At 64.0% G+C, this 21005-nt stretch carries 24 protein-coding genes; 9 read left to right on the top strand and 15 right to left on the bottom strand.

Annotation, left to right across the window (positions count from 1 at the left end; translation table 11 throughout):
• Nucleotides 1–158 precede the first annotated feature (158 nt).
• The 4 genes from O4H53_RS06110 to O4H53_RS06095 all read left to right on the top strand — a co-directional run bounded on the left by O4H53_RS06110 (nucleotide 159) and on the right by O4H53_RS06095 (nucleotide 3972).
• On the top strand, nucleotides 159–878 hold the full coding sequence (locus tag O4H53_RS06110) for a helix-turn-helix transcriptional regulator (protein ID WP_269362178.1): 720 nt from the start codon (nucleotides 159–161) through the stop codon (nucleotides 876–878).
• 183 nt (nucleotides 879–1061) lie between these two features.
• Entirely contained in the window at nucleotides 1062–1697 is a 636-nt protein-coding gene (locus tag O4H53_RS06105) for an acyl-homoserine-lactone synthase (protein ID WP_269362176.1), read from the top strand.
• Nucleotides 1698–1738: 41 nt separating this feature from the next.
• Entirely contained in the window at nucleotides 1739–3280 is a 1542-nt protein-coding gene (locus O4H53_RS06100; RefSeq protein WP_269362175.1) for an ATP-dependent DNA helicase, read from the top strand.
• Complete coding sequence (locus tag O4H53_RS06095; RefSeq protein ID WP_269362173.1) at nucleotides 3277–3972, top strand: SDR family oxidoreductase; 696 nt, start codon at nucleotides 3277–3279, stop codon at nucleotides 3970–3972. Before O4H53_RS06100 ends, O4H53_RS06095 begins: the two co-directional genes overlap by 4 nt.
• Nucleotides 3973–4655: 683 nt before the next feature.
• On the opposite strand, the gene O4H53_RS06090 is transcribed toward O4H53_RS06095, so the two are convergent.
• Nucleotides 4656–5423, bottom strand: a complete 768-nt coding sequence (locus O4H53_RS06090) for a TIGR02186 family protein (RefSeq protein ID WP_269362171.1) — start codon at nucleotides 5421–5423, stop codon at nucleotides 4656–4658.
• Entirely contained in the window at nucleotides 5420–6334 is a 915-nt protein-coding gene (locus O4H53_RS06085; protein WP_269362169.1) for a sulfite exporter TauE/SafE family protein, read from the bottom strand. Before O4H53_RS06085 ends, O4H53_RS06090 begins: the two co-directional genes overlap by 4 nt.
• 172 nt (nucleotides 6335–6506) lie before the next feature.
• Here O4H53_RS06085 and O4H53_RS06080 point away from each other — a divergent pair, with 172 nt between their 5' ends.
• Nucleotides 6507–7646 (top strand): endonuclease/exonuclease/phosphatase family protein, encoded by a 1140-nt coding sequence (locus tag O4H53_RS06080; RefSeq protein ID WP_269362167.1) that lies wholly within the window; start codon nucleotides 6507–6509, stop codon nucleotides 7644–7646.
• A gap of 121 nt (nucleotides 7647–7767) precedes the next feature.
• Here the strand turns inward: O4H53_RS06080 and O4H53_RS06075 are convergent, their stop codons facing one another.
• From O4H53_RS06075 to O4H53_RS06045, 7 genes are all read right to left on the bottom strand, one after another.
• Nucleotides 7768–8736, bottom strand: coding sequence for an ABC transporter permease (locus tag O4H53_RS06075; RefSeq protein ID WP_269362166.1), 969 nt, complete (start codon nucleotides 8734–8736; stop codon nucleotides 7768–7770).
• Nucleotides 8736–9866 carry an ABC transporter permease gene (locus O4H53_RS06070; RefSeq protein ID WP_269362164.1) on the bottom strand — a complete coding sequence of 377 codons (1131 nt, stop codon included), beginning with the start codon at nucleotides 9864–9866 and terminating at the stop codon, nucleotides 8736–8738. Before O4H53_RS06070 ends, O4H53_RS06075 begins: the two co-directional genes overlap by 1 nt.
• A 1-nt stretch (nucleotide 9867) precedes the next feature.
• A complete protein-coding gene (locus tag O4H53_RS06065; protein ID WP_269362162.1) occupies nucleotides 9868–11493 on the bottom strand; it encodes an ABC transporter ATP-binding protein in 1626 nt (541 codons plus the stop codon).
• A gap of 4 nt (nucleotides 11494–11497) precedes the next feature.
• A complete protein-coding gene (locus tag O4H53_RS06060; RefSeq protein WP_114274729.1) occupies nucleotides 11498–12493 on the bottom strand; it encodes a BMP family lipoprotein in 996 nt (331 codons plus the stop codon).
• 126 nt (nucleotides 12494–12619) lie between these two features.
• Nucleotides 12620–13048, bottom strand: coding sequence for a ribosomal protein S18-alanine N-acetyltransferase (gene rimI, locus O4H53_RS06055; RefSeq protein ID WP_269362160.1), 429 nt, complete (start codon nucleotides 13046–13048; stop codon nucleotides 12620–12622).
• On the bottom strand, nucleotides 13045–13671 hold the full coding sequence (gene tsaB, locus O4H53_RS06050; protein ID WP_269362159.1) for a tRNA (adenosine(37)-N6)-threonylcarbamoyltransferase complex dimerization subunit type 1 TsaB: 627 nt from the start codon (nucleotides 13669–13671) through the stop codon (nucleotides 13045–13047). Before tsaB ends, rimI begins: the two co-directional genes overlap by 4 nt.
• Nucleotides 13664–14224, bottom strand: a complete 561-nt coding sequence (locus O4H53_RS06045; RefSeq protein ID WP_114274726.1) for a NifU family protein — start codon at nucleotides 14222–14224, stop codon at nucleotides 13664–13666. Before O4H53_RS06045 ends, tsaB begins: the two co-directional genes overlap by 8 nt.
• Before the next feature lie 230 nt (nucleotides 14225–14454).
• Here O4H53_RS06045 and O4H53_RS06040 point away from each other — a divergent pair, with 230 nt between their 5' ends.
• On the top strand, nucleotides 14455–14820 hold the full coding sequence (locus O4H53_RS06040; RefSeq protein WP_269362157.1) for a hypothetical protein: 366 nt from the start codon (nucleotides 14455–14457) through the stop codon (nucleotides 14818–14820).
• Nucleotides 14821–14837: 17 nt separating this feature from the next.
• On the opposite strand, the gene O4H53_RS06035 is transcribed toward O4H53_RS06040, so the two are convergent.
• From O4H53_RS06035 to O4H53_RS06025, 3 genes are all read right to left on the bottom strand, one after another.
• Nucleotides 14838–15296: a universal stress protein gene (locus tag O4H53_RS06035; protein WP_067296911.1), complete on the bottom strand. Its 459-nt coding sequence runs from the start codon at nucleotides 15294–15296 to the stop codon at nucleotides 14838–14840.
• Nucleotides 15297–15388: 92 nt separating this feature from the next.
• Complete coding sequence (locus O4H53_RS06030; RefSeq protein WP_269362155.1) at nucleotides 15389–16264, bottom strand: branched-chain amino acid aminotransferase; 876 nt, start codon at nucleotides 16262–16264, stop codon at nucleotides 15389–15391.
• A gap of 9 nt (nucleotides 16265–16273) precedes the next feature.
• Nucleotides 16274–16510: a hypothetical protein gene (locus tag O4H53_RS06025; protein WP_114274702.1), complete on the bottom strand. Its 237-nt coding sequence runs from the start codon at nucleotides 16508–16510 to the stop codon at nucleotides 16274–16276.
• Between the two features lie 127 nt (nucleotides 16511–16637).
• Between O4H53_RS06025 and O4H53_RS06020 the strand changes: the two genes are divergently transcribed.
• A complete protein-coding gene (locus tag O4H53_RS06020; RefSeq protein WP_269362153.1) occupies nucleotides 16638–17351 on the top strand; it encodes a M48 family metallopeptidase in 714 nt (237 codons plus the stop codon).
• Nucleotides 17352–17365: 14 nt separating this feature from the next.
• The gene (locus O4H53_RS06015) at nucleotides 17366–17743 is read left to right on the top strand and encodes a YigZ family protein (RefSeq protein WP_269362151.1); all 378 of its coding nucleotides are present in this window, start codon (nucleotides 17366–17368) and stop codon (nucleotides 17741–17743) included.
• On the opposite strand, the gene trhA is transcribed toward O4H53_RS06015, so the two are convergent.
• On the bottom strand, nucleotides 17696–18325 hold the full coding sequence (trhA, locus tag O4H53_RS06010; RefSeq protein WP_114274699.1) for a PAQR family membrane homeostasis protein TrhA: 630 nt from the start codon (nucleotides 18323–18325) through the stop codon (nucleotides 17696–17698). The genes O4H53_RS06015 and trhA overlap by 48 nt on opposite strands.
• Before the next feature lie 155 nt (nucleotides 18326–18480).
• A complete protein-coding gene (locus O4H53_RS06005) occupies nucleotides 18481–18837 on the bottom strand; it encodes a hypothetical protein (RefSeq protein ID WP_269362148.1) in 357 nt (118 codons plus the stop codon).
• A gap of 295 nt (nucleotides 18838–19132) precedes the next feature.
• On the opposite strand from O4H53_RS06005, the gene O4H53_RS06000 reads away from it, so the two are divergent.
• Nucleotides 19133–19492, top strand: coding sequence for a hypothetical protein (locus O4H53_RS06000; protein WP_269362146.1), 360 nt, complete (start codon nucleotides 19133–19135; stop codon nucleotides 19490–19492).
• Between the two features lie 103 nt (nucleotides 19493–19595).
• On the opposite strand, the gene rimO is transcribed toward O4H53_RS06000, so the two are convergent.
• Nucleotides 19596–20987: a 30S ribosomal protein S12 methylthiotransferase RimO gene (rimO, locus tag O4H53_RS05995; protein WP_269362144.1), complete on the bottom strand. Its 1392-nt coding sequence runs from the start codon at nucleotides 20985–20987 to the stop codon at nucleotides 19596–19598.
• Between the last annotated feature and the right edge of the window lie 18 nt (nucleotides 20988–21005).

Raw genomic sequence — 21005 nt, 5'->3', positions numbered from 1 at the left:
GTGCATGCGTAGTGACTGGATTTTGGACGTTCTTGCCGACCTCAGGACTTTTGCCTTGTCAAGCAACCTGCCCGCCCTTGCGGAGCAGCTGGATGACGCGGCGCTTGTGGCCATGGCCGAGATCGCCGCTCTGGAACAGGGAACGCAGGGTACGGTGAATGGTCAAGACACGGCAGATAGATTTCATAATGGAGGCGCTGGAGCAGGCTGACTCCCACGCCGGATTGCAAAGCGCGACGGAGGCGCTGCGCGATCTGCTGGGCATTGACCATGTGCTGTATCACTGGGTCGATTCAACCGGCGAACAATACGGCTGCGGCACCTATTCGGTCGCCTGGCAGGAACGCTACATCGCGCAGAATTATCTGCGCATTGATCCGGTGGTGCTGGGCTGTTTCCAGCGCTTTCACCCGGTCGACTGGAAACAGCTGGACTGGTCGTCCAAGACCGCAAGGGCGTTTTTCGCCGAAGCGCTGGAATATGGGGTCGGCAACCAGGGGCTGTCGGTGCCGCTGCGCGGCCCGAATGGCCAGTTCGCGCTGTTCACGATCAACCACAGCTGCATGGATGCGGAATGGGAGGCCTTTGTCGCGGAGCACCGGCACGAGCTGATCCTGATTGCGCATTTCCTGAACGAAAAGGCGCTGGAATTCGAACCGGACCGGCTGCCGGAAACCGCGCAGGCCCTGTCGCCGCGCGAGGTGGACGCGATGACCCTTCTCGCCGCCGGGCAGAGCCGCGCGCAGGTGGCCGACCAGTTACAGATCTCGGAACATACGCTGCGGGTCTATATTGAAAGCGCGCGGTTCAAGCTGGGGGCGCTGAACACCACCCATGCGGTGGCCCGCGCGTTGAGCCGGGGATTGATCGTGGTGTGATCCCGAGGGGCGCGGGTGCAGGGGGCGCTGCCCCCGCAGCCTTTGGCTGCCCCCCCGGGAATATTTAAGGCCAAAAAGAGTGAAAGGTGTTGCGCCTGTCCGGTGAGCGGCGTGCGCGGTGCCAGCGCTGTGTTAACGGGTCTGCGGCTAGGGCTTTGGCATCTTGTCAGAGCGGAGAAGCCCATGCTGCGTTACCTTTATGCCGATCAATTGCACCACCACCCCCGACTGGCCCGGCAGATGTTCCGGGACCGGGCCGATCAGTTTCGCACCCGGCTGGGCTGGGAAGTTCAGGTCGATGCAGCGGGCGAGGAGCGGGACGCTTACGATGCGATGAACCCGCTTTATGTGATCTGGGAACAGGCGGATGGCGGCCATGGCGGGTCGATGCGGTTTCTGCCCACCACCGGGCCGGCTATGGTGAACGATCATTTCGCGCATCTGCTGTCGGGCCCGCTGCGCAGCCCGCTGATCTGGGAATGTACGCGTTTCTGTCTGGCGCGCAGGGCGGATGCCCATGTGGCGGCGGCGCTGATGCTGGGCGGCGGCGAGATCATGCGCGGCTTTGACATCCGGCATTTCGTCGGGGTCTTTGATGCGCGGATGGTGCGGATTTACCGGATGATCGGCTCCAGCCCCGAGGTTCTGGGCAGTGCCGGGCAGGGGCGTGACAGGATCAGCGTGGGTCTGTGGCACTATAGCGAAGCGGCACAGGCGCAGGTGGCGCAGCGTGCCGGGATCAGCCCGGAGCAATCGCGGTTCTGGTTCGATCAGGCTTTTGGCAGCCGGATGCCCGTGGTTTTGCAGCAAAGCGCCTGAACCCGCTGGCCCCCGCTGGCGGGCTCGCCTAATGTCGGCGCATGACTCTGCCCAGCCTTACATATTCCGACGATCAGGCCACCGCCTATGACGGTGTGGCCGAGATGCTGCGCGGCGCCGGGATCGACCTGGAAGACAGCCTGCTGATGCCGCCGCCCGGCGGGGCCGACCAGGTGATGGCGGTGACCGGCAAGGCGGGATCGGGCAAGACGCTGCTGCTGGCCGAGCTTTACAAGGCGCTGGAAGAGGCCGGGGTCGAGGTGGTCTCGGGCGATTACGAGAGCCGCAAGCGCCGCGACAAGCGCACGCTGGCGATTCTCGCGCCCACCAACAAGGCGGCCTCGGTGCTGCGGCTGCGCGGGGTGCCCGCGACCACGATTCACCGCATCCTCTATACCCCGGTCTATGACCCGGAATACGAGCGGATCGCGGAATGGCTGGCGGGCAATGGCGAACGGCCCGTGGATGTGGAGGGGCTGACGGAACTGGCGCTGGACCGCGCCGCGGCCTTTTATGCGGGCAACAAGTCGATCCCCGGCGCGCTGGCAGCGGCGGGGCTGCGCGGCTCGGATTTCATCACCGGCTGGAAACGGCGGGAGGAACCGCTGGACATCGGCTTTGTCGATGAGGCCTCGATGCTGGATGACAAGCAGTTCGAGGACCTGAAAGAGATTTTCCCGACCCTGCTGTTGTTCGGGGATCCGGCGCAGCTGGCCCCGGTGAACCAGTCCGGCACCATGGTATTCGAAAAGCTGCCGCAAAAGCGGGTGATGAACCTGAACCGCATCTTCCGGCAGGATGCGGATAATCCGATCCTGGATCTGGCCCATGCGCTGGCCGATCCGGACCTCGGCTTTGAACAATTCGAACGGATGGTGGAAGAGACCGCGCGCCGCGACGACCGCGTGGTCTGGGGCCAGCGGGTCGAGGTGGACCTGATGGCGCGTTCCCCGGTGCTGGTCTGGCGCAATGCCACGCGGATCCGGCTGATCAATGCTTTCCGCAACGTGCATGGCGCGCCCGAGGATGCGCTGCTGGAGGGGGAGCCGCTGATCTGCGACGGGCTGGAACTGCCGCTCAAGCACCGCAAGAAGCGGCTGGACCTGGAGGCGCGGGGTCTGATCAAGGGGGCGCAGGTGATCTACCTCGGCGCGGGGCGCAAGCCCGGCTTCAGCCGGTTGCACGTGATGGGGGCAGAGGACCCGCAGGTGAGCGCCGCCAGCATCGTGAAGATCGAAAAACCGGATGAGGAAGAACCCTTCATCCCCTTTGCCGCGCGCATGGGGGCGACCTTTCTGCATGGGGCCGCGGTGACCATTCACAAGGCGCAGGGCAGCCAGTGGGAAACGGTGCAGGTCTTTGCCCCCGATCTTTACGCCGCCGCGCGCATGGGCCGGATGGAGGCGGGGCAGCCGCTGTGGAAGCGGCTGGCCTATGTGGCCATCACCCGCGCGCAGGAGCGGCTGATCTGGGTGGTGCGCAACCGGTTGTCGAAACCTGGCGGGCCGCTGGTGGTGGACGACCTGCGCAGCCAGCCTGTGGCCCCCCTGTCGCTTGAAACCACCACGGAGGATTTCGGATGAAGAGCATCATTGTCACCGGCGCCAGTTCCGGGATCGGCCGGGCCACGGCGGAGCTGTTCCTGGAAAAGGGCTGGCGCGTGGGGCTGATCGCGCGGCGGGCGGAACTGCTGGCGGAGATGGCGAAGGCCCATGCCAATGCGGTGGCCCTGCCTGCGGATGTCACCGATGCCGGTGCCATGGCCGAGGCCTTCGACACTTTCGGCAGGCTGGACGTCCTGTTCAACAATGCGGGCAGCTTTGGCAAGGCAGGCCCTATTGACGAGATCCCGCTGGAAAACTGGGAGCAGGTGCTGGGCGTCAACCTGCATGGCATGTTCATCGCGGCAAGGCTGGCCTTTGGCGCGATGCGGGCGCAGGGCGGCGGGCGGATCATCAACAACGGCTCGCTCTCGGCCCACGTGCCGCGCCCCGGATCGGTCTGCTATACCACCACGAAACACGCCATCACCGGGCTGACCCGGTCGCTGTCGCTGGACGGGCGGCCCTTTGGCATCGCCTGTGGCCAGATCGACATCGGCAATGCGGAAACCGATATGGTGGCGGCGCTGAAGGTGGATAATCCGCAGATGGACACGATGGAGGTGCGGCATGCGGCGGCCTCGGTCCTGCATATGGCGGAGCTGCCGCCGGAGGCGAATGTGCAGTTCCTGACGGTGATGGCGACGAACATGCCCTTTATCGGGCGCGGCTAGGGGCGACCAAAGGGTATCACCCTTTGCGCCGCCGTTCTGCGGTGCCTTGCGCAGGAGAGAGCTCTGTGGTGTCGCGGTGGAACGACATCATCCTTCTGCAAATGAAGACATGTCAAAAATGACATGTGAGGCTGCTGAAAAAGCACGTTCCTGCACCCGCCCCCCCCGAAACAACGAAATCGTTCTTCCACGACGCCAGCCACAAGCCTTGGCCCGGGTGTCAGCCCGGGCCGCGCCCGACCCTCCCCCCGGGAGGGCGCTTTTGGTGACTTCTCGTATCACACTGACAACATTGATATTTGTAAGGGAGGCGCTCCGAATGCGCGTCTCAATGCGCCCTCCCAGGCTCGGGCGCGGCCCTTCGTTCGAAAACGAAACGCTGAGCGCAGAAGAACGATTTACCTCCGGCGGCAGCCGTTTCCGGGTTTGTCAGCAATCTGACATGTCAAAAATGACATGTCTTCATTTGCAGATACGCGGTCGGGGGAAAGGCAGGGTTGCCTGCAAGCCGGTGTCGGCGCACAGGCGTTTCACCTGCGGCTGCGCTCCAATCCTCGGGTCAGGAAGTTTCGCTGACTCGTGTAACGCGGCCTCAGAGATTTTCGAAATGTCCAATAGCCCCGGTCGAAATACCTGAAACTCCAGGCATGACGTAACCCGAGTCAGGTTTTTCACATGACGCTTTAGCGGCGCAACATGCTGAAGATGGCGGAGGCGCCCCAGCCTGCGCCGATGGCGATGACCAGCGACATCAGCCCGTAGAGCAGGGCGTTTTCCCGCGACAGGTTGAACAGCCAGCGTTCCAGGCCGACCTTGCGCACGTCGATGACGGTGTCGTATCTGGCCACGACCCTGCCGGCCCGTGTCAGGAAGATGCGGGCGGCATAATCGCCCTCTGTCAGGGCGGCGGGCAGGCGCACGGCGGCGCGGAACAGCGTGTCTTCGTCCAGTTTCACACCGCCCTCGATCACCTGGTACTGATCGGAGCGGGTGCGGATGCGGATCAGGGCCTCGGTAAAAAGCGTGGCATTGGAGATATGCATCGGCGCGCCGACAGAACGGATCGCGCGGGGGATGGAGATCTTGTGGCGCAGGTCCTCGACACGGGTCAGGACGCGGTTCAGCGGCCCGGAGGTGACAACGGCATAGTAGCTGGGCGCGCGGTCGACCTCGACCGCATCGGTGTTGAGCCAGATGCCGAATTTCTTTTCCTTGCGCCGCACCAGCACCGGGACAGAAGGGCCGGAGACGGTCACGACCACCCCGAGTGGGCCGATGTCCGGCGGCGGGGCGTCGCGTTTGACCGCGCCATAGACCAGGATTTCGGAGCCGTCGAAATTGGTGGTGATGGAGACTTCGGCCTGGCTGAGGCCCAGCACGATCTCCTCTTCCTGGGCGGAGAGGGACATGGGCATCAGCAGGGACACCAGGGTGGCGACCAGACGCATCATGTCAGTTTCACCGGGGAGATGGAGTAAAGCTCTGCCGGTTCCAGCAGCAGTTCGAGCGCCAGTTTGCCGCAGACCACCAGCACCAGCAGGGCCAGCAGGATGCGCAATTGTTCGGCTTTCATCTTGACCCCGATGCGGGTGCCGACCTGGGCACCGATCACCCCGCCGATCAGCAGCAGCACCGCCAGCACCACATCGACGGTATAGTTGGTGGTGGCATGCAGCATGGTGGTGAAGGCGGTGACGAAGATGATCTGGAACAACGATGTGCCGATCACCACCTTGGTGGGCATGCCCAGCAGGTAGATCATGGCAGGCACCATGATGAAGCCGCCGCCGACCCCCATGATCGCGGCGAGAATGCCAACCAGAACCCCCACCATCAGCGGCGGAATCACCGAGATGTACAGCCCCGAGATCCGGAAGCGCATCTTGAAGGGCAGCCCGTGCACCCAGTTGTGTTTTTTGCGCGGAGCAAGTTTGCCTTTCCTGACATTGCGCAGGGCACGCAGGGATTCCGCGAACATCAGCGCGCCGATGATCCCCAGAAAGACGACGTAGAACAGCCGGACCAGCAGATCCACCTGGCCAAGCGACCTGAGGTAGTTGAACAGGATGATCCCCAGCGCGGCCCCCACCAGCCCGCCGATCAGCAGCACCGATCCCATGCGCAGGTCCACCGTGCGTCGCCTGAAATGCGCCAGCACCCCGGAAAAGGAGGATGCGACGATCTGCGTGGCACCGGTGGCAACCGCCACGGCGGGGGGGATGCCGATGAAAAACAGCAGCGGGGTGAGGAGAAAACCACCCCCCACACCAAACATGCCCGAAAGCACGCCGACCAGCCCGCCCAGTCCCAGCACGAGGAAAGCATTGACCGAGACTTCTGCAATGGGGAGGTAGATTTGCATGCGCTCCATTAGCGCAGGTCATTTGACAAAATCAACTGTCCTCGCTGCTGCGCAGCAATAAGGACCGATGAAATGCAATGATCTGGCCCTATGCGGGAGGGTGAAATTCAACCTGAGGTTTGGTGCGGATTCGTGTTATCCTGCGGCCATTCAAAGCCAAGGGATTATCCAGATGCGTATTGCAGCCTATAACGTCGAGAACCTGTTCGACCGCGCCCGTGTGTTCAACGACGACAGTGGCAGCCACCAGCAGGTTCTGGATGCCCATGCCGAGATCAACACGCTTTTCGAAAAGCCGGTCTATTCGGAGGCCGACAAGGCGCGGATGCTGGATCTGCTGAGCATGCTGGGGATGCTGAATGACAACGAGGGGCCCTTTGTGCGCCTGCGCAAGATCCGCGGCCAGCTGATCCGGCGTCCGCGCGACCGCAGCAAGCCGCGCGAGATCGTGGCGGCGGGGCGCGAGGACTGGATCGGCTGGGTGGAGCTGAAGACCGAAACCGTGGATGCCACCGCGATCCTGCTGACCGCCCGGGTGATCTTTGATGCCGGGGCGGATGTGCTGGCGATGATCGAGGCAGAGAGCCGCCCGGTGCTGAAGACCTTTCAGGAGATCATGGCCAGGAAGCTGAACCTGCCGGAGACCTATGCCCATGTGATGCTGATCGACGGCAATGACCAGCGCGGCATTGACGTGGGGCTTGCCACCCGCGCGGGTTTTCCGATCGGGCGGGTGCGCAGCCATGCGGATGACCGCAGGCCGGACGGCAATGCGATTTTCAGCCGCGATTGCCCGGAATACGAGGTCACGACCCCGTCGGGGGCGGTGATCATGGTGCTGGCCAACCATTTCAAGAGCAAGTTCGGCGGCAATGATCCCACCTCGCGGGCCAGGCGGCTGGGGCAGGCGCAGGCGGTGGCGGGTTATTACCGGCGGCTGCGCGACGAGGGGTTTGAACATATCGTGGTGCTGGGGGATCTGAACGACACGCCCGACAGCGCGGAGCTGGCGCCGCTACTGACCAGTGATCTGCGCGATGTGTCGGAACATCCGAATTTCACGGATTTCGAGTTCAATGCGAACAACGGGCAGCGCGGAATCGGGACCTATGCCCTGGGCAACGACGATGACAAGATCGACTATCTGCTGTTGTCGCCCGCACTGTTTGACCGGGTGACCGGCGGGGGAATTTTCCGCAAGGGCGCATGGCCCGGGTCGCGCCCGCCGCGCTGGGAGGTCTATGCGGAGCTGACGGCGCGGCATCACGCGGCGTCGGACCATCATCTGATCTGGGCCGACATCGACATTTGAGCCGCGGCGCCGAATTATTGGAATAATTCGGACCGGAGTTTTGCAAAACTCCGGCACCCCGAGGTGTCAGCGCGCGCAGGGGCGGCGGGATTGGATATTTGGGGCCAAAAAGAGCAGGGGCTCAGCGTTCCTTGACATAGGGTTCGCCCCCGGCGCGCGGCGGGATCGCCTTGCCCACGAAACCGGCGAGGATGACAACCGTCATGACATAGGGCAGCCCGCCCAGCAGGGGGCCGGGCACCTTGAGGCCGATCACCGCCTGGATCACGTCGGGGCGGGTTTCCAGCGCGCCGAAGAGCCCGAAGAGCAGGGTTGCCCAGAGCGCGTACCAGGGCCGCCATTTGGCAAAGATCAGCGCGGCCAGGGCGATGAAACCGCGGCCTGCGGACATGTCCTTGACGAAGCCCGCCTGCAGCGCGGTGCTGAGGTAGGCGCCCGCAATGCCGCAGAGCACGCCGCAGATCATCACGGCGGCATAGCGCAGCCCGACAACCGAGACACCGGCGGTATCGACGGCGGCAGGGTTTTCCCCCACCGCGCGCAGGCGCAACCCGAAGCGGGTGCGGAACAGCACCCACCAGGTCAGCGGCACGGCGAGGAAGGCGATATAGACCAGCACCGAATGGCCCGAGACCAGATCGGCATAAAGCGGGCCGATCACCGGCACATCGGCCAGGGCCTCGGCCCCGGGCAGGGTGATCCCCTCGAAGCGGGCATTGCCGGCCAGCGGCGGTGTGCGTCCGCCCTGGCGGAACCAGTCCTGGGCGATCAGCACTGTCATGCCGGCGGCCAGGGCATTGATCGCGACGCCGGAAATCAGCTGGTTGCCGCGAAAGGTGATGGAGGCGACCCCGTGGATGCCCGCCAGCACCAGCGAGGCCGCGATGCCGCCCATCAGGCCGATCCAGGCCGATCCGGTCAGCGAGGCGACGGCGGCGGTGAAGAAGGCGGCGGCCAGCATCTTGCCTTCCAGCCCGATGTCGAAGATGCCCGCGCGTTCGCTGAACAGGCCCGCAAGGCAGGCCAGCAGCAGCGGCGTGGCAAAGCGCACGGTGGAATCGAGCAGTTGGATGAGGGTGGTGTAATCCATTATTTCGCAGGCTCCGCCGGTTTGCGTTCGGGGCCGGGCGCGCGGCGCAGGCGGGCGGCGAGGAACATGCGTTCAAGCGGCATCCGCACCATATTGTCCAGCGCCCCGGTGAACAGGATCACCAGCGCCTGGATCACCACGATCAATTCGCGCGGGATGCTGGTCCAGAGCGCCAGTTCGGCACCGCCCTGGTAGAGAAAGCCAAAGAGGATCGCGGCGATCACCACGCCCACCGGGTGGCTGCGCCCCATCAGCGCCACGGCGATGCCGATGAAACCTGCCCCCTCGGTTGAGTTCAGCAGCAGTTTCTCGCTTTCGCCCATGACGGTGTTCACCCCCATCAGCCCGGCCAGCCCGCCCGAAATCAGCATGGTGATCACGGTAATGCGCACCGGGTTGATGCCCGCGTATTTCGCCGCCGATTCCGAATGGCCGAAGGCGCGGATCTCATAGCCCAGCCTGGTGCGCCACATCAGCACCCAGACTGCCACGGCACTGGCCAGGGCGATCAGGAAGGTGACGTTCACGCTGTCGTCCTTGGAGGCCTTGATGCCCATGCCGGTCAGCACGGAATTCAGCGTCGGCAGGTCAAGATGGTCGGCAAAGCGCGCGCTGGAAGGGTCGGCCTGGCCCACGGGCTTGAGGAATTCGTTCAGCAGATAGATCAGCAGGGCGGAGGCGATGAAGTTGAACATGATCGTGGTGATCACGATATGGCTGCCGCGTCTGGCCTGCAGGTAGGCCGGGATGAAGGCCCATGCGGCCCCAAAGACCGCAGCCCCCAGCGCGGCGGCAATCAGACCGATGGTCCAGTGCGGCCAGGGGATGAACAGCAGCGCCAGCGCCACGCCAAGACCGCCCAGCATCGCCTGACCCTCCCCGCCGATGTTGAACAGCCGCGCATGGAAGGCCACGGCAACCGCAAGCCCGGTAAAGATGAAATTCGTCGCGTAATAAAGCGTATAGCCCCAGCCGCGCACCGATCCGACGGCCCCTTCGACCATCAGCCTGGTCGCCGCCACCGGGTCTTCTCCGATGGCCAGGATCACCAGCGCCGAGATGATCGCCGCCAGCAGGAGCGAGATCAGCGGGACAAGGACCACTTCGGCCCATTTTGGCATCACGTCCATGTCAGTTTCCCTTTTCCGCAGCGTGGACATGGGCGAGATTGGCTTCGATCTCTTCCACGGAATGCGCGTGTTCTGTGTCGGTGATGCCGGCCATCAGCAGGCCCAGTTCCGCCTCATTGGTCTGGTCGGGCAGGCGTTCGCCCATGATGCGGCCGTCGAACATCACCGCGATGCGGTCGGACAGGGCCAGGATTTCCTCAAGCTCGACCGAGACCAGCAGGATCGCCTTGCCCTGATCGCGCAGGGCGACGACCTGTTGGTGGATGAATTCGATCGCGCCGATGTCCACGCCGCGCGTGGGCTGGCCGATCAGCAGCAGGTCGGGGTTCCGCTCGATCTCGCGGGCGAGCACGACCTTTTGCTGGTTGCCGCCGGAGAAATTCTTGGCCGCCAGCCGCGGGTTCGGGGGGCGCACGTCGAAACGTTCCATTTTTTCGGCGGTATCGGCGCGGATCGCGGCGTTGTTCATCAGGATGCCGCTGCGGTAGGCGGGATCGTCGTGATAGCCGAAGGCGGTGTTTTCCCAGGCCTGGAAATCCATGATCAGCCCTTCGCGTTGGCGGTCTTCGGGCACATGGGCGATGCCGTTCCTGCGCCGGGTCTTGCCATCGGACTGGCGGCCCGTCAGGTCCAGCGGCTGGCCGTTCAGCATGACCTTGCCCTGACCGGTCTGCATGCCGCCCAGCACTTCGAGCAGTTCCGACTGCCCGTTGCCCGCGACGCCCGCGATGCCGACGATCTCTCCGGCGCGGACTTGCAGGTCGATGCCGCGCAGGCGTTCCACCTTGTGTTCGTCGATGACCCGCAGGCCCTGCACATCCAGCACGACATCGCCCGGTGTGGCGGGGGTTTTATCCACCCGCAACAGGACCTTGCGGCCCACCATCAGTTCGGCGAGTTCAGCGGGGGAGGTCTCCGCGGTCTTGACCGTGGCGGTCATTTCGCCGCGCCGCATGACGCTGACGGTATCGGTGATCTCCATGATCTCGCGCAGCTTGTGGGTGATCAGGATGATCGTCTTGCCCTCTTCGCGCAGCCGGGCGAGGATGCGGAACAGCTGATCCGCCTCTGCCGGGGTCAGCACGCCGGTGGGTTCGTCCAGGATCAGGATATCGGCCTGCCGGTAGAGCGCCTTGAGGATTTCCACCCGCTGCTGCATGCCGACGCCGATGTCTTCGATGCGGGCGTCCGGGTCCACGTTCAGCCCGTAATCCGCGGCCAGTTCCACCAGCGCGCGGCGCGCCTTGGCCAGCGAGGGTTTGAGCATGCGCCCGTCTTCGGCCCCCAGAATGATGTTTTCGAGGACGGTAAAATTTTCAACCAGTTTGAAGTGCTGGAACACCATGCCGATGCCGCTGGCGATGGCCGCCTGGCTGTCGGTGATATTGGCCTTGCGGCCGGAGATGAAGATTTCGCCCCTGTCAGCCTTGTAGAAGCCGTAGAGGATCGACATCAGCGTGGATTTGCCCGCGCCGTTTTCGCCGATGATGCCGTGGATCGTGCCGGGCATCACGCGGATGGAAATGTCCTTGTTTGCCTGGACCGGGCCGAAAGCCTTGGAAATGCCCTTCAGCTCGATGGCCGGGGCAGCCGTCTCCGGCTGCCCCGTGTTCTTGTCCGCTTCCATGCGCTTAGAAGTCCAGCGCCGGGCAGGTGTCGTCGGACATGTAGTCGTGGACCTGAAGCGAGCCATCCGCAATTTGTGCCGCTGCTGCGTCCACGGCGGTCTGCATCTCTTCGGTCACCAGGTCGGCGTTGTTTTCGTCCATCGCATAGCCGATCCCGCCATTGGCAACGCCCATGACGTTAAAGCCCTTTTCCATGCCGGGGCCGTCGGTGAAGGCCTGGTAGACCGCGTTGTCGACGCGCTTGAGCATGGAGGTCAGGACCTTGCCGGGGTGCAGGTGGTTCTGGTTGCTGTCCACACCGATGGAGAGGATCCCCTCATCGGCGGCGGTCTGCAGAACGCCCACACCGGTGCCGCCGGCCGCGGCATAGACAACGTCGGCACCCTGGGAGATCTGCGCCTTGGTCAGTTCGGAGCCTTTCACCGGGTCGTTCCAGGCGGCGGGTGTGGTGCCGGTCATGTTGGCGACGACTGTTGCATCCGGATTGGCCGCCTTGACGCCCTGTGCATAGCCGCAGGCGAACTTGCGGATCAGCGGGATGTCCATGCCGCCGATGAAGCCGACGGTGTTCGATTCGGAGGCCATGGCCGCCATCATGCCGACCAGATAGGACCCTTCGTGTTCGTTGAACACGACGGAGCGGACGTTGGGCTGATCCACCACCATGTCGATGATCGCGAAATCGGTTTCGGGATAATCGGGCGCGACCTGGCTGAGCACGTCACCAAAGGCAAAGCCGGTCATCACGATGGGATTGTTGCCCGCTTCGGCGAAACGGCGCAGGGCTTGTTCGCGCTGCGCTTCGGATTGCAGTTCGATTTCGCGGAAGGTGCCGCCGGTTTCCTCGGCCCAACGCTGCGCACCGCCAAAAGCGGCTTCGTTGAAGCTTTTGTCGAATTTGCCGCCAAGGTCAAAGATCAGTGCGGGTTCGGCCAGTGCGGCACCGGCGCAAAGCGCGGTGGCGGCGACGGCACCCATGAATTTGGTCATAAGGGTCATATCAGTCTCCCAGTTTTTCATGTTGGGGCGGGGCGCCTGTGGCACCCTGCCCAAGATCAGATGATCAGGATCAATTTAGGGCGCAGGCAGGGGGGAGGGTCAACAGCTTTCTGTGACCATGGGGGCTTAATCGCGAGGCTTACCGTACGGAAGGTAGCGCTGCATGATCAGGGCGTCGGCATTCGGGCCGGGGGTGCGGCGGTAATAGCCCGGGCGCGTGCTGATCACCGCAAAGCCGTGGCGCTGATAGAGCGCGCGGGCCGGGGTGTTGTCGGCGGCAACCTCAAGAAAGGCAGTGGCGGCGCGGGTTTCAAGCCGGGCGAGCCAGCTTTGCATCAGGCTGTCCCCGATGCCCTGGCGCTGGTGTGCGGGGTCCACCGCCAGGGTCAGCAATTCGGCCTCGTCCAGGATCAGCCGGGTCAGGGCAAAACCATGCGGATGGGGCAGCAGGGTGACATGCGGGCTGTCCAGAAGGCTGGCCATTTCGGCGGCGGACCAGGGGCGCTCATGGGTAAAGGCCGCCGCGTGCAATTCTGCCAGCCGTGCCGGGGTCATGGCAGGATGGTCGGCGGGGCGTCGCGGGCCGGGGCGGCATCGGCAGGCCGCAGGTAGAGCGGGGCGGGCCGTTGCGTGGTGGTGGCATGGCGGAGGGCCGCAAGATGGGCGATGGCCTCGGCCACCGGGTGGATCGGGGGCTGGCCGCCCGCGCCGATCAGCGGGCCGTCGAATGCGGGCAATGCGGTGCTGTCGAACAGCGCCGGGGTCTGAGAAAGTGACGGGTTTTCAAAGATTTGAAGATAGACCTGCCCGCGCCGTGCATCGACGGCGCAGGCGCTGGGGCCACTTGTGCCATGGCGCAGGGCGTCAAAGTTCGACACGCCGACCGCCGGAATGCCCAGACCCAGCGCAAGGCCCCGCGCGGCGGAAACGCCGATCCGGATGCCGGTGAAATTGCCCGGCCCGATGCCCACGCCGATGGCGTCCAGATCGCTGTAGCCATAGCCTGCGCTTTCCAGCACCCCGGCGCAGAGGTCCATCAGGCGCTCTGCCTGGCCCTTGGCCATGTCTTCATGCACCGAGGCGAGGATCCGGTCACCCGACAGCAAAGCGGCCGCGCAATGCGCGGCCGATGTGTCGAATGCCAGTACCAAAGGCCCTGCGCCGTGGTTGTCAGGCAACCGGACGCACCTCTGTCACTTCGGGGATGTAATGGCGCAGCAGGTTCTCGATCCCCATCTTGAGGGTCAGGGTGGAGGAGGGGCAGCCCGCGCAGGCGCCTTGCATGTGCAGATAGACCACGCCCCGGTCGAAGCCGTGGAAGGTGATGTCGCCGCCGTCCTGCGCCACGGCAGGGCGCACGCGGCTGTCCAGCAACTCTTTGATCTGGCCGACGATTTCGCCGTCTTCGCCGGTGTGATCCGCATGGCCGGAGGTGGCCTTGTGATCCTCGGCCATGACGCTTTCACCGGATTGGTAATGTTCCATGATCGCGCCGAGCAGGGCGGGTTTCACATGATCCCATTCCACCGCGTCCGCCTTTGTCACCGTCACGAAGTCGGTGCCGAAAAAGACGCCGGTCACCCCGTCGACCGCAAAAAGCCGTGTTGCCAGCGGCGAGGTCTGCGCCGTATCCGCTGTCGGGAAATCGGCTGTGCCCATCTCAAGCACGGACTGGCCCGGCAGGAATTTCAGCGTCGCGGGGTTCGGCGTGGATTCGGTCTGGATAAACATGGTTTTCCCTATCTCTGGTTATCATAGATATGCGGGTTGAGGGCCGCCAAGTCAAGATGTCTGGAATGATTCTAAATCGGGCGCAGCGCCCCGGCGGGCTGCGCGATCAGGGGGCGGGCGGTGCCGAAATAGTGTTTTGAGTTCCCTCCGAACAGGCGTATTTCCATGCCCATCGGGACATGAGTCGCGGGCACGCCCGCACTGCACTGTCCCTTTTCATGGAGAAGGAAATGGACATTATTCTGGGCCTGAGCGCGGCAAGCGTGACGGTCTTGATGTTTTGCTGGGCCTACAGCGCGCATCGGCGTGCGCAACCGGCCCGCTGGACCCGTCTGCCGGGGCTCAGCATGTTGACCTGTGTGGTGCTGACCATGCTTGGCCCGCTCAGCCTGGGCCTGTTTGTCAGGGCAGTGCTTGCGCCGGGCAGGGCCGTGGAGAGCTTCAGCCTCGAAGCGGCGCTTGTCGCCTTGGCGCTGATGGTGCTGGCGGCGTTGATCGGGCCTGTGATGTTGCGCAGCGCAAGACGCCCCGCAGCACCAAGGGGCCAGAACCTCAATCGGGCCCCTGCCGCCACCAAGGCGCGTTCGGCGGCCTGATCGCGAAAAGGGGCGGCTCAGCTGATCGCTTCCAGCCGCTCCTTGCTCATGTCGCCGGGGACGATGGTGACCGGCACCGGCAGTGACCCCGCCGAGCGCGACATCTGGGTCACCAGCGGTCCGGGCCCCTTTTTCTTGTCCGCAGAGGCCCCGAGGACCAGGACGCCGATGTCGGAATCCTCGGCGATATGGGCGATGATCTCATCCGTCGGCTCGCCCTCGCGGATGACCAGATCAGGGTCCACGCCCTGCTTGTCGCGCATCCATTTGGCAAAGACCTCGAAATGGACCTCGATCCGCTCGCGGGCTTCCTGACGCATGATGTCACCCACGCCGATCCAATGGTTGAACTCGTCCGGCGGAATCACCGCCAGAACGGTCACACCGCCACCTGTGCGCGCGGCGCGCAACGCCGCGAAACGCATCGCGTTAAGGCATTCGGTGCTGTCGTCCAGCACCACGAGGAACTTGCGCATCTGGGTCTCCCTTACAGGCGCGATCATGACCCCTGGGACAGAACAGGGCAATCGCAAACTGTGGCATGTCGGATCGGGTCGTGCCTGTCGGCCTAGGCCTGCGACGCGGCCCAATCCCAATACAGGGCCCGCGCGCGCCGGGTGACCGGGTTGGCGTTGGGGCCGATTTCATAGGTGGTGTCATCAAAGGCGCTGACCGGCGTGACCTTCATCATGTTGCCCGAGAGGAACACCTCGTCGGCGGCATGGAAATCCTCGAACGACAGCACGGTTTCATGCACTTTCAGGCCATCGGCCCTGAGGTTGGAGATGTGCCGCGCGCGGGTGATCCCGGCCAGGAAGGTGCCGTTGGGGATGGGGGTGAAGACCTCGCCGTCCCTGACCATGAAGATATTGGCGGTCGCGGTCTCCGCGACATTGCCCATCGCATCCGCGACCAGCGCGTTGCCAAAGCCTTTTGAGCGCGCCTCGTTCAGCATCCGGGCATTGTTGGGGTAAAGACAGCCCGCCTTGGCGTTGACCACATTGTCCTCCAGCACGGGGCGGCGGAACCGGGTGCGGGTGAGGGTTGTGGCCGCTTCCGGCGGGGCCATCGGAATTTCCTCAAGCGAGATGGCAAAGCCGGTGGCACCGGCGCGCGGCACGACGCCCAGGTCGTCGCCTTCCAGCGCCCAGTACATCGGCCGGATATAGACCGACTGGTCCCTGCCATAGCTTTCCAGGCCTTCGCGGATCAGCGCGACCATCGTGTCGGGTTCCACCGTCGGGGTGATCATCAGCGCGGCGGCAGAGCGGTTGACGCGGGCGCAGTGCTTGTCGAGGTCGGGCGACATCCCGTCGAACAGCCGCGCGCCGTCGAATACGGTGGTGCCCAGCCAGGCGCCATGGTCCGCCGCGTTCATGATCATGCGGTCGCCGTCATGCCACTGGCCGTTGAAATAGGTCTTGATGTTGGTGCCGGTGGCCATGCTGTCTTCCTAGGGTTTCGGGGTGCTTCGGTAGATGCCTTCGGGCAGGTTCAGCGCGGCGGTGAGGTCGCGCAGCTGCTCGGGCGAAAGCGTGATTTTCGAGATCCGGTCGGTGCGCGGGTCCCATTGTTCGAATGTGATCTCGGAATCGAAGGCCTGTACGGTCACATCCTCGCGCAGGGGGGCGCTGCCTTCGTCGACCAGGGTGATCACACTGGCGTCGAATTCGTGTTCAATCGTAAACATGAGGCGAAACTGGTCCTTTCGGAGGCCCATTGCAAGAGGTCGCGTTAAAGTGGTGTGATCGGGGTGGCTCCTGTCGCGGGCTGTGCTAAAACGGGAGCGACCGAAAAGCCCAGAGGACCACCCCCCGATGATCAAGAAGACAGCCCTTGTTCTGGCCGCCGTTGCCATGCTGTCGGCCTGCGACGTGGTGCCGGTCGAGCCTGTTCCGGCGCCTTCCGGCACCGGCGCTGCCAGCGCGCCGCGGATCAGCAGCAGCCAGGCCGCGCGCAGCTTTGTCCAGGTGATCAAGACGGTGGAGCCGGTGGCGGAGCGTGAATGCCGGGCGCGCACCAGCGGCGTGAACTGCGATTTCAACATCGCGGTGGATGACCGGCCGGATCAGCCCGCCAACGCCTATCAGACGCTGGACAAACAGGGCCGCCCGGTGATCTTTTTCACCCTCGGCCTGATCGCGGATGCCCGCAATGCCGATGAGCTGGCCTTTGTCCTGGGGCATGAGGCGGCGCATCACATTGCGGGGCATATCAACCGCCAGCAGCAGAACGCGGTGGCGGGGGCGGTGATCTTTGCCGGGCTGGCGACGCTGAGCGGCGGCAGTGCCGAGGCGGTGCAGAACGCGCAGCGGCTGGGGGCCGAGGTGGGCGCGCGCCGCTATTCCAAGGATTTCGAGCTGGAGGCGGATGCGCTGGGCACGATCATCACCGCGCGGGCGGGCTATGATCCCTTGCGGGGGGCCGAGTTCTTTACCCGTATTCCCGATCCGGGTGACAAGTTCCTGGGCACGCATCCGCCGAACGCTGCGCGCATCGAGGTTGTGCGGCGGACCGTCGCGGGACTTTGACCGTCGGGCCGGGCATGACCCGAAAGCTGGGGATCATCGTGACGGACCGGGGGTCGAAATACGCGGTCTCCGGCGCGGCGGTGCGGGACCGCGCCGGGGTCGATGCCGTTCTGAAAGAGCTGAAGCGGGACAAGGCCTATGCCAAGGCGACGCATAACACCTGGGGTGTGCTGCTGTCGGAGGCAGGCCCGCTCAAGGGTGACGATGGCGAGGCGGGGGCCGGCATGGTGATCCTGCGGATGCTGGAACGGGCGGGGCTGGAGGACCATCTGATCATCGTGACCCGCTGGTATGGCGGCAAGCATCTGGGCGGAGACCGGTTTCGCCACGTCCAGACCTGTGTGTCAGCCTATCTGGAGGGCGATGGCCACGGCGGCAAAGAAACAGGTTGAGGCGCTGAGCACGAAACTGTGCCAGATCGCGTTCTGAAAGCGGAATGCCGGTTTGGCAAAGACCCAGGCCCCCACCGAATAGATGATGCCGCCCACGCTGACGAGGAACAGCGCCGCCGGGGGCAGCACCTGCCACATGGGCCAGAACAGCAGCACCGCCAGCCAGCCCATCAGGAGGTAGAGCGCCAGTGATCCGCGCCCGTCGGTGCCCCAGAACCACAGTTTTGCCACCGCGCCCACAAGCGCCAGCGCCCAGACGATGCCCAGCACCGCATAGGCAAAGCCGCTGCCGATCAGCGCGACGAAGGGCGTATAGGTGCCGGCGATCTTGAAATAGATCGCCGCATGGTCGATCCGGTTCAGCAGCGGGCGGGTCCGGTCGATGGGCGACAGGTGGTAGATGGCCGATGCCGCAAAGGCAAAGATCATGCAGCCCGCGTAAAGGGCGGCTGCGGTGGTCAGCCGCTGCGAACCCGCAGCCTCAACCAGCAGCAGGACAGAGGCGGGAATGGCCAGCACGAGGCCCGCGACATGCACCGCGCCGTCCGCCCAAGTTTCAGATCTGGAATATGGATAAGCCATGAGCGAAGGCTAGCATGCCGTCGTAAACTTTCCATGATGACCTGTCGTCAGCTTTGCTGACGCGGAGGGTGATATCAGCTTCGCTGACGCGGGGGGTGATTTCAGCCTGGCCGACGCCGAAGGCGTCAGCGCATATGCCGGTATCGGGCCTTGCCCTAGCGCGGCTTGTTGCTGTCGATCCAGCGCGACATCAGCGTCTTGTCCCGGAAACACTCCGGCGGGACGCTGCCGCGTTTCAGCCGTGCGATGCGTTCGGCAAAGGCGACCTGCTTGGAAGACGGGTAATTGGCGAACCTGCCCGCAGGTGGCGCAGCCTTATGCGCCTCGATCCAGCTTGAGAGTGCCGTGCGGTCGCGTTCGATCCCCTTGGGCAGGGCGACGCCGGATTTTGAGGACAGGATGCGCGCATAGCTCATCTGCTTTTCAGTGGCGGGCAGCGGCTGATCCAGCGGCAGGTCGGGCTGCGCCCTTTGGCTGTCGAAGAGATCGGCGGTGGCTGTGTGTAGGGACATTTCATGTACCTCGCGGGATGTATTGTTCAACATGTAGAACATAGGGGGAACATTTGCAAGTGTTCCTTTCTGCGATCCCCCATCTTGAGGCTAGATGTAGGTGCAAGGTCAGGGTTTTCAACTAGATGTGCGCCATTTCCCGCCGATGCGCAGGTGGCTGTTCCGCTCCGCCGGAGGGGCGCATTTCTATCTGTGGTAGAAAGAATCCTTGACCGGTGGCGGACACCTGATATGCAGGAGATGCACGTATTAAGTGCATTTTTTAAACAAACTACATTTTTAAAAGGAAATTGACATGACGACGTATCATGAGTTTGACCACGACCAGATCAATGCGGCCATTGAATCGGCCCGCGCACATTTCAGTGAAAACAACCTTGCCGAAATGTCCGCGACATCGGACATCACCGGCAACACCCACATGCAGTTGTCGGGTGGCTGTATCAAGGTGACGGTCGAGAACGGCAAGGTCTGCCTCAGCCTGCCGCTTGGCATCGGCAAGATCTGCCTGCCGATTCCCAGTGTGATCCCGAACGGCACGGCAGCCCAGGCCTGCCTGCACATCTGCACGACCTTCGGCATTCCCACCGGGGTCGAAGTCAACGTTTCCGTTGCCGGCGTGACGGTGGTCAAGCAATCCTTCGGGAAGTGCTGAGACCGCCGCACCGGCCTAGACAGCGGTGACAGAAGTCAGCTGCCGGCCCCGGGTGATCGGGGTCGGCATTTGTTTGTGACAGGCATCTTCTGTGTGACGGGTATCAGGCGGGAACGACCCGCCCCCAAAGATCGTATTCGCCCGCTTCCTCGACCTCGACGGTGACGATATCGCCCACGGACAGCTCGGAAAAATCCTCGTCGATGAAGAGGTTGCCGTCGATCTCGGGCGCATCGGCCCTGGTGCGGCAGGTGGCGGCGTCTTCGTCGATCTCGTCCACGATGACCTCCAGCCTGCGGCCCACCTTGGCGGCCAGCTTCGCCTCGGAAATCGCCTGCGCCTTTTCCATGAAACGGTCCCAGCGGTCCTGTTTGACCTCAGGTGCCACATGGTCCGGCAGGTCGTTGGACCGCGCGCCCGCGACATTCTCGTATTGAAAACAGCCGACGCGGTCGAGCTGCGCCTCGTCCAGCCAGTCCAGCAGGGTCTGGAACTCCGCTTCCGTCTCGCCGGGGTAGCCGACGATGAAGGTGGAGCGCAGGGTGATGTCCGGGCATTGCGCGCGCCAGGCGGCGATTTCGTCCAGGGTTTTCGCCGCAGCGGCGGGGCGGGCCATGCGTTTGAGCACATCCGGATGCGCGTGCTGGAACGGGATGTCGAGATAGGGCAGCACCAGCCCGCCCGATTCCGATACCACATCCATCAGCGGTATCAGGTTGCGCACATGCGGATAGGGATAGACGTAGTGCAGCCGTACCCAGGCCCCAAGCGACCCCAGATCACGCGCCAGATCGGTGATATGGGCGCGATGCCCCCGGTCTTCGGCATGTTTGATGTCAACGCCATAGGCGGAGGTATCCTGGCTGATCACCAGCAGTTCCTTCACGCCGTTTGCGACCAGTTTCTCGGCCTCGCGCAGCACCGCATGGGCCGGACGCGATTGCAGCCGCCCGCGCATGTCGGGGATGATGCAGAACTTGCACTTGTGGTTACAGCCCTCTGAAATCTTGAGATAGCTGTAGTGGCGCGGGGTCAGGGAGACCTGTTGCGCCGGCAGCAGGTCGACAAAGGGATCGGGCGAGGGCGGCACGGCGGCATGGACCGCATCCAGCACCTGTTCATATTGGTGCGGGCCTGTCACCGCGAGGATGCGGGGGTGGTGTTCGCGGATGTAATCCGGCTCTGCCCCCAGGCAGCCGGTGACGATCACGCGCCCGTTCTCTGCCAGCGCCTCGCCGATGGCCTCAAGGCTTTCCGCCTTGGCCGAATCGAGGAAGCCGCAGGTGTTCACGATCACCGCATCGGCCCCGGCATAATCGGGCGAAACGCCATAGCCTTCGGCGCGCAGGCGGGTCAGGATGCGTTCGGAATCCACCAGTGCCTTGGGACAGCCGAGGCTGACCATGCCGATGGACGGCTGGCCGGGGCGGCTGGGGTCGCTGATCCGGGCGCGCGGGGCCAGATCGGGGCGAAGATCAGGTGGGTTTGTGCTCATGATCTGCGCTATAGAGGA

Origin of the sequence: Sulfitobacter sp. G21635-S1 (genome assembly GCF_027213915.1) — a bacterium.
GTDB lineage: Bacteria > Pseudomonadota > Alphaproteobacteria > Rhodobacterales > Rhodobacteraceae > Sulfitobacter.
Note: the sequence above shows the minus strand (reverse complement) of the source record. Positions and strands in the feature narration are given on the sequence as shown.

Excerpts from the sequence above, each read along its gene's own strand:
- O4H53_RS06110 (WP_269362178.1), top strand. The coding sequence starts at position 159 with ATGGTCAAGACACGGCAGATAGATTTCATAATGGAGGCGCTGGAGCAG.
- O4H53_RS06105 (WP_269362176.1), top strand. The coding sequence starts at position 1,062 with ATGCTGCGTTACCTTTATGCCGATCAATTGCACCACCACCCCCGACTG.
- O4H53_RS06100 (WP_269362175.1), top strand. The coding sequence starts at position 1,739 with ATGACTCTGCCCAGCCTTACATATTCCGACGATCAGGCCACCGCCTAT.
- O4H53_RS06095 (WP_269362173.1), top strand. The coding sequence starts at position 3,277 with ATGAAGAGCATCATTGTCACCGGCGCCAGTTCCGGGATCGGCCGGGCC.
- O4H53_RS06090 (WP_269362171.1), bottom strand. The coding sequence starts at position 5,423 with ATGATGCGTCTGGTCGCCACCCTGGTGTCCCTGCTGATGCCCATGTCC.
- O4H53_RS06085 (WP_269362169.1), bottom strand. The coding sequence starts at position 6,334 with ATGCAAATCTACCTCCCCATTGCAGAAGTCTCGGTCAATGCTTTCCTC.
- O4H53_RS06080 (WP_269362167.1), top strand. The coding sequence starts at position 6,507 with ATGCGTATTGCAGCCTATAACGTCGAGAACCTGTTCGACCGCGCCCGT.
- O4H53_RS06075 (WP_269362166.1), bottom strand. The coding sequence starts at position 8,736 with ATGGATTACACCACCCTCATCCAACTGCTCGATTCCACCGTGCGCTTT.
- O4H53_RS06070 (WP_269362164.1), bottom strand. The coding sequence starts at position 9,866 with ATGGACGTGATGCCAAAATGGGCCGAAGTGGTCCTTGTCCCGCTGATC.
- O4H53_RS06065 (WP_269362162.1), bottom strand. The coding sequence starts at position 11,493 with ATGGAAGCGGACAAGAACACGGGGCAGCCGGAGACGGCTGCCCCGGCC.
- O4H53_RS06060 (WP_114274729.1), bottom strand. The coding sequence starts at position 12,493 with ATGACCCTTATGACCAAATTCATGGGTGCCGTCGCCGCCACCGCGCTT.
- rimI (WP_269362160.1), bottom strand. The coding sequence starts at position 13,048 with ATGACCCCGGCACGGCTGGCAGAATTGCACGCGGCGGCCTTTACCCAT.
- O4H53_RS06045 (WP_114274726.1), bottom strand. The coding sequence starts at position 14,224 with ATGTTTATCCAGACCGAATCCACGCCGAACCCCGCGACGCTGAAATTC.
- O4H53_RS06040 (WP_269362157.1), top strand. The coding sequence starts at position 14,455 with ATGGACATTATTCTGGGCCTGAGCGCGGCAAGCGTGACGGTCTTGATG.
- O4H53_RS06035 (WP_067296911.1), bottom strand. The coding sequence starts at position 15,296 with ATGCGCAAGTTCCTCGTGGTGCTGGACGACAGCACCGAATGCCTTAAC.
- O4H53_RS06030 (WP_269362155.1), bottom strand. The coding sequence starts at position 16,264 with ATGGCCACCGGCACCAACATCAAGACCTATTTCAACGGCCAGTGGCAT.
- O4H53_RS06025 (WP_114274702.1), bottom strand. The coding sequence starts at position 16,510 with ATGTTTACGATTGAACACGAATTCGACGCCAGTGTGATCACCCTGGTC.
- O4H53_RS06020 (WP_269362153.1), top strand. The coding sequence starts at position 16,638 with ATGATCAAGAAGACAGCCCTTGTTCTGGCCGCCGTTGCCATGCTGTCG.
- O4H53_RS06015 (WP_269362151.1), top strand. The coding sequence starts at position 17,366 with ATGACCCGAAAGCTGGGGATCATCGTGACGGACCGGGGGTCGAAATAC.
- trhA (WP_114274699.1), bottom strand. The coding sequence starts at position 18,325 with ATGGCTTATCCATATTCCAGATCTGAAACTTGGGCGGACGGCGCGGTG.
- O4H53_RS06005 (WP_269362148.1), bottom strand. The coding sequence starts at position 18,837 with ATGTCCCTACACACAGCCACCGCCGATCTCTTCGACAGCCAAAGGGCG.
- O4H53_RS06000 (WP_269362146.1), top strand. The coding sequence starts at position 19,133 with ATGACGACGTATCATGAGTTTGACCACGACCAGATCAATGCGGCCATT.
- rimO (WP_269362144.1), bottom strand. The coding sequence starts at position 20,987 with ATGAGCACAAACCCACCTGATCTTCGCCCCGATCTGGCCCCGCGCGCC.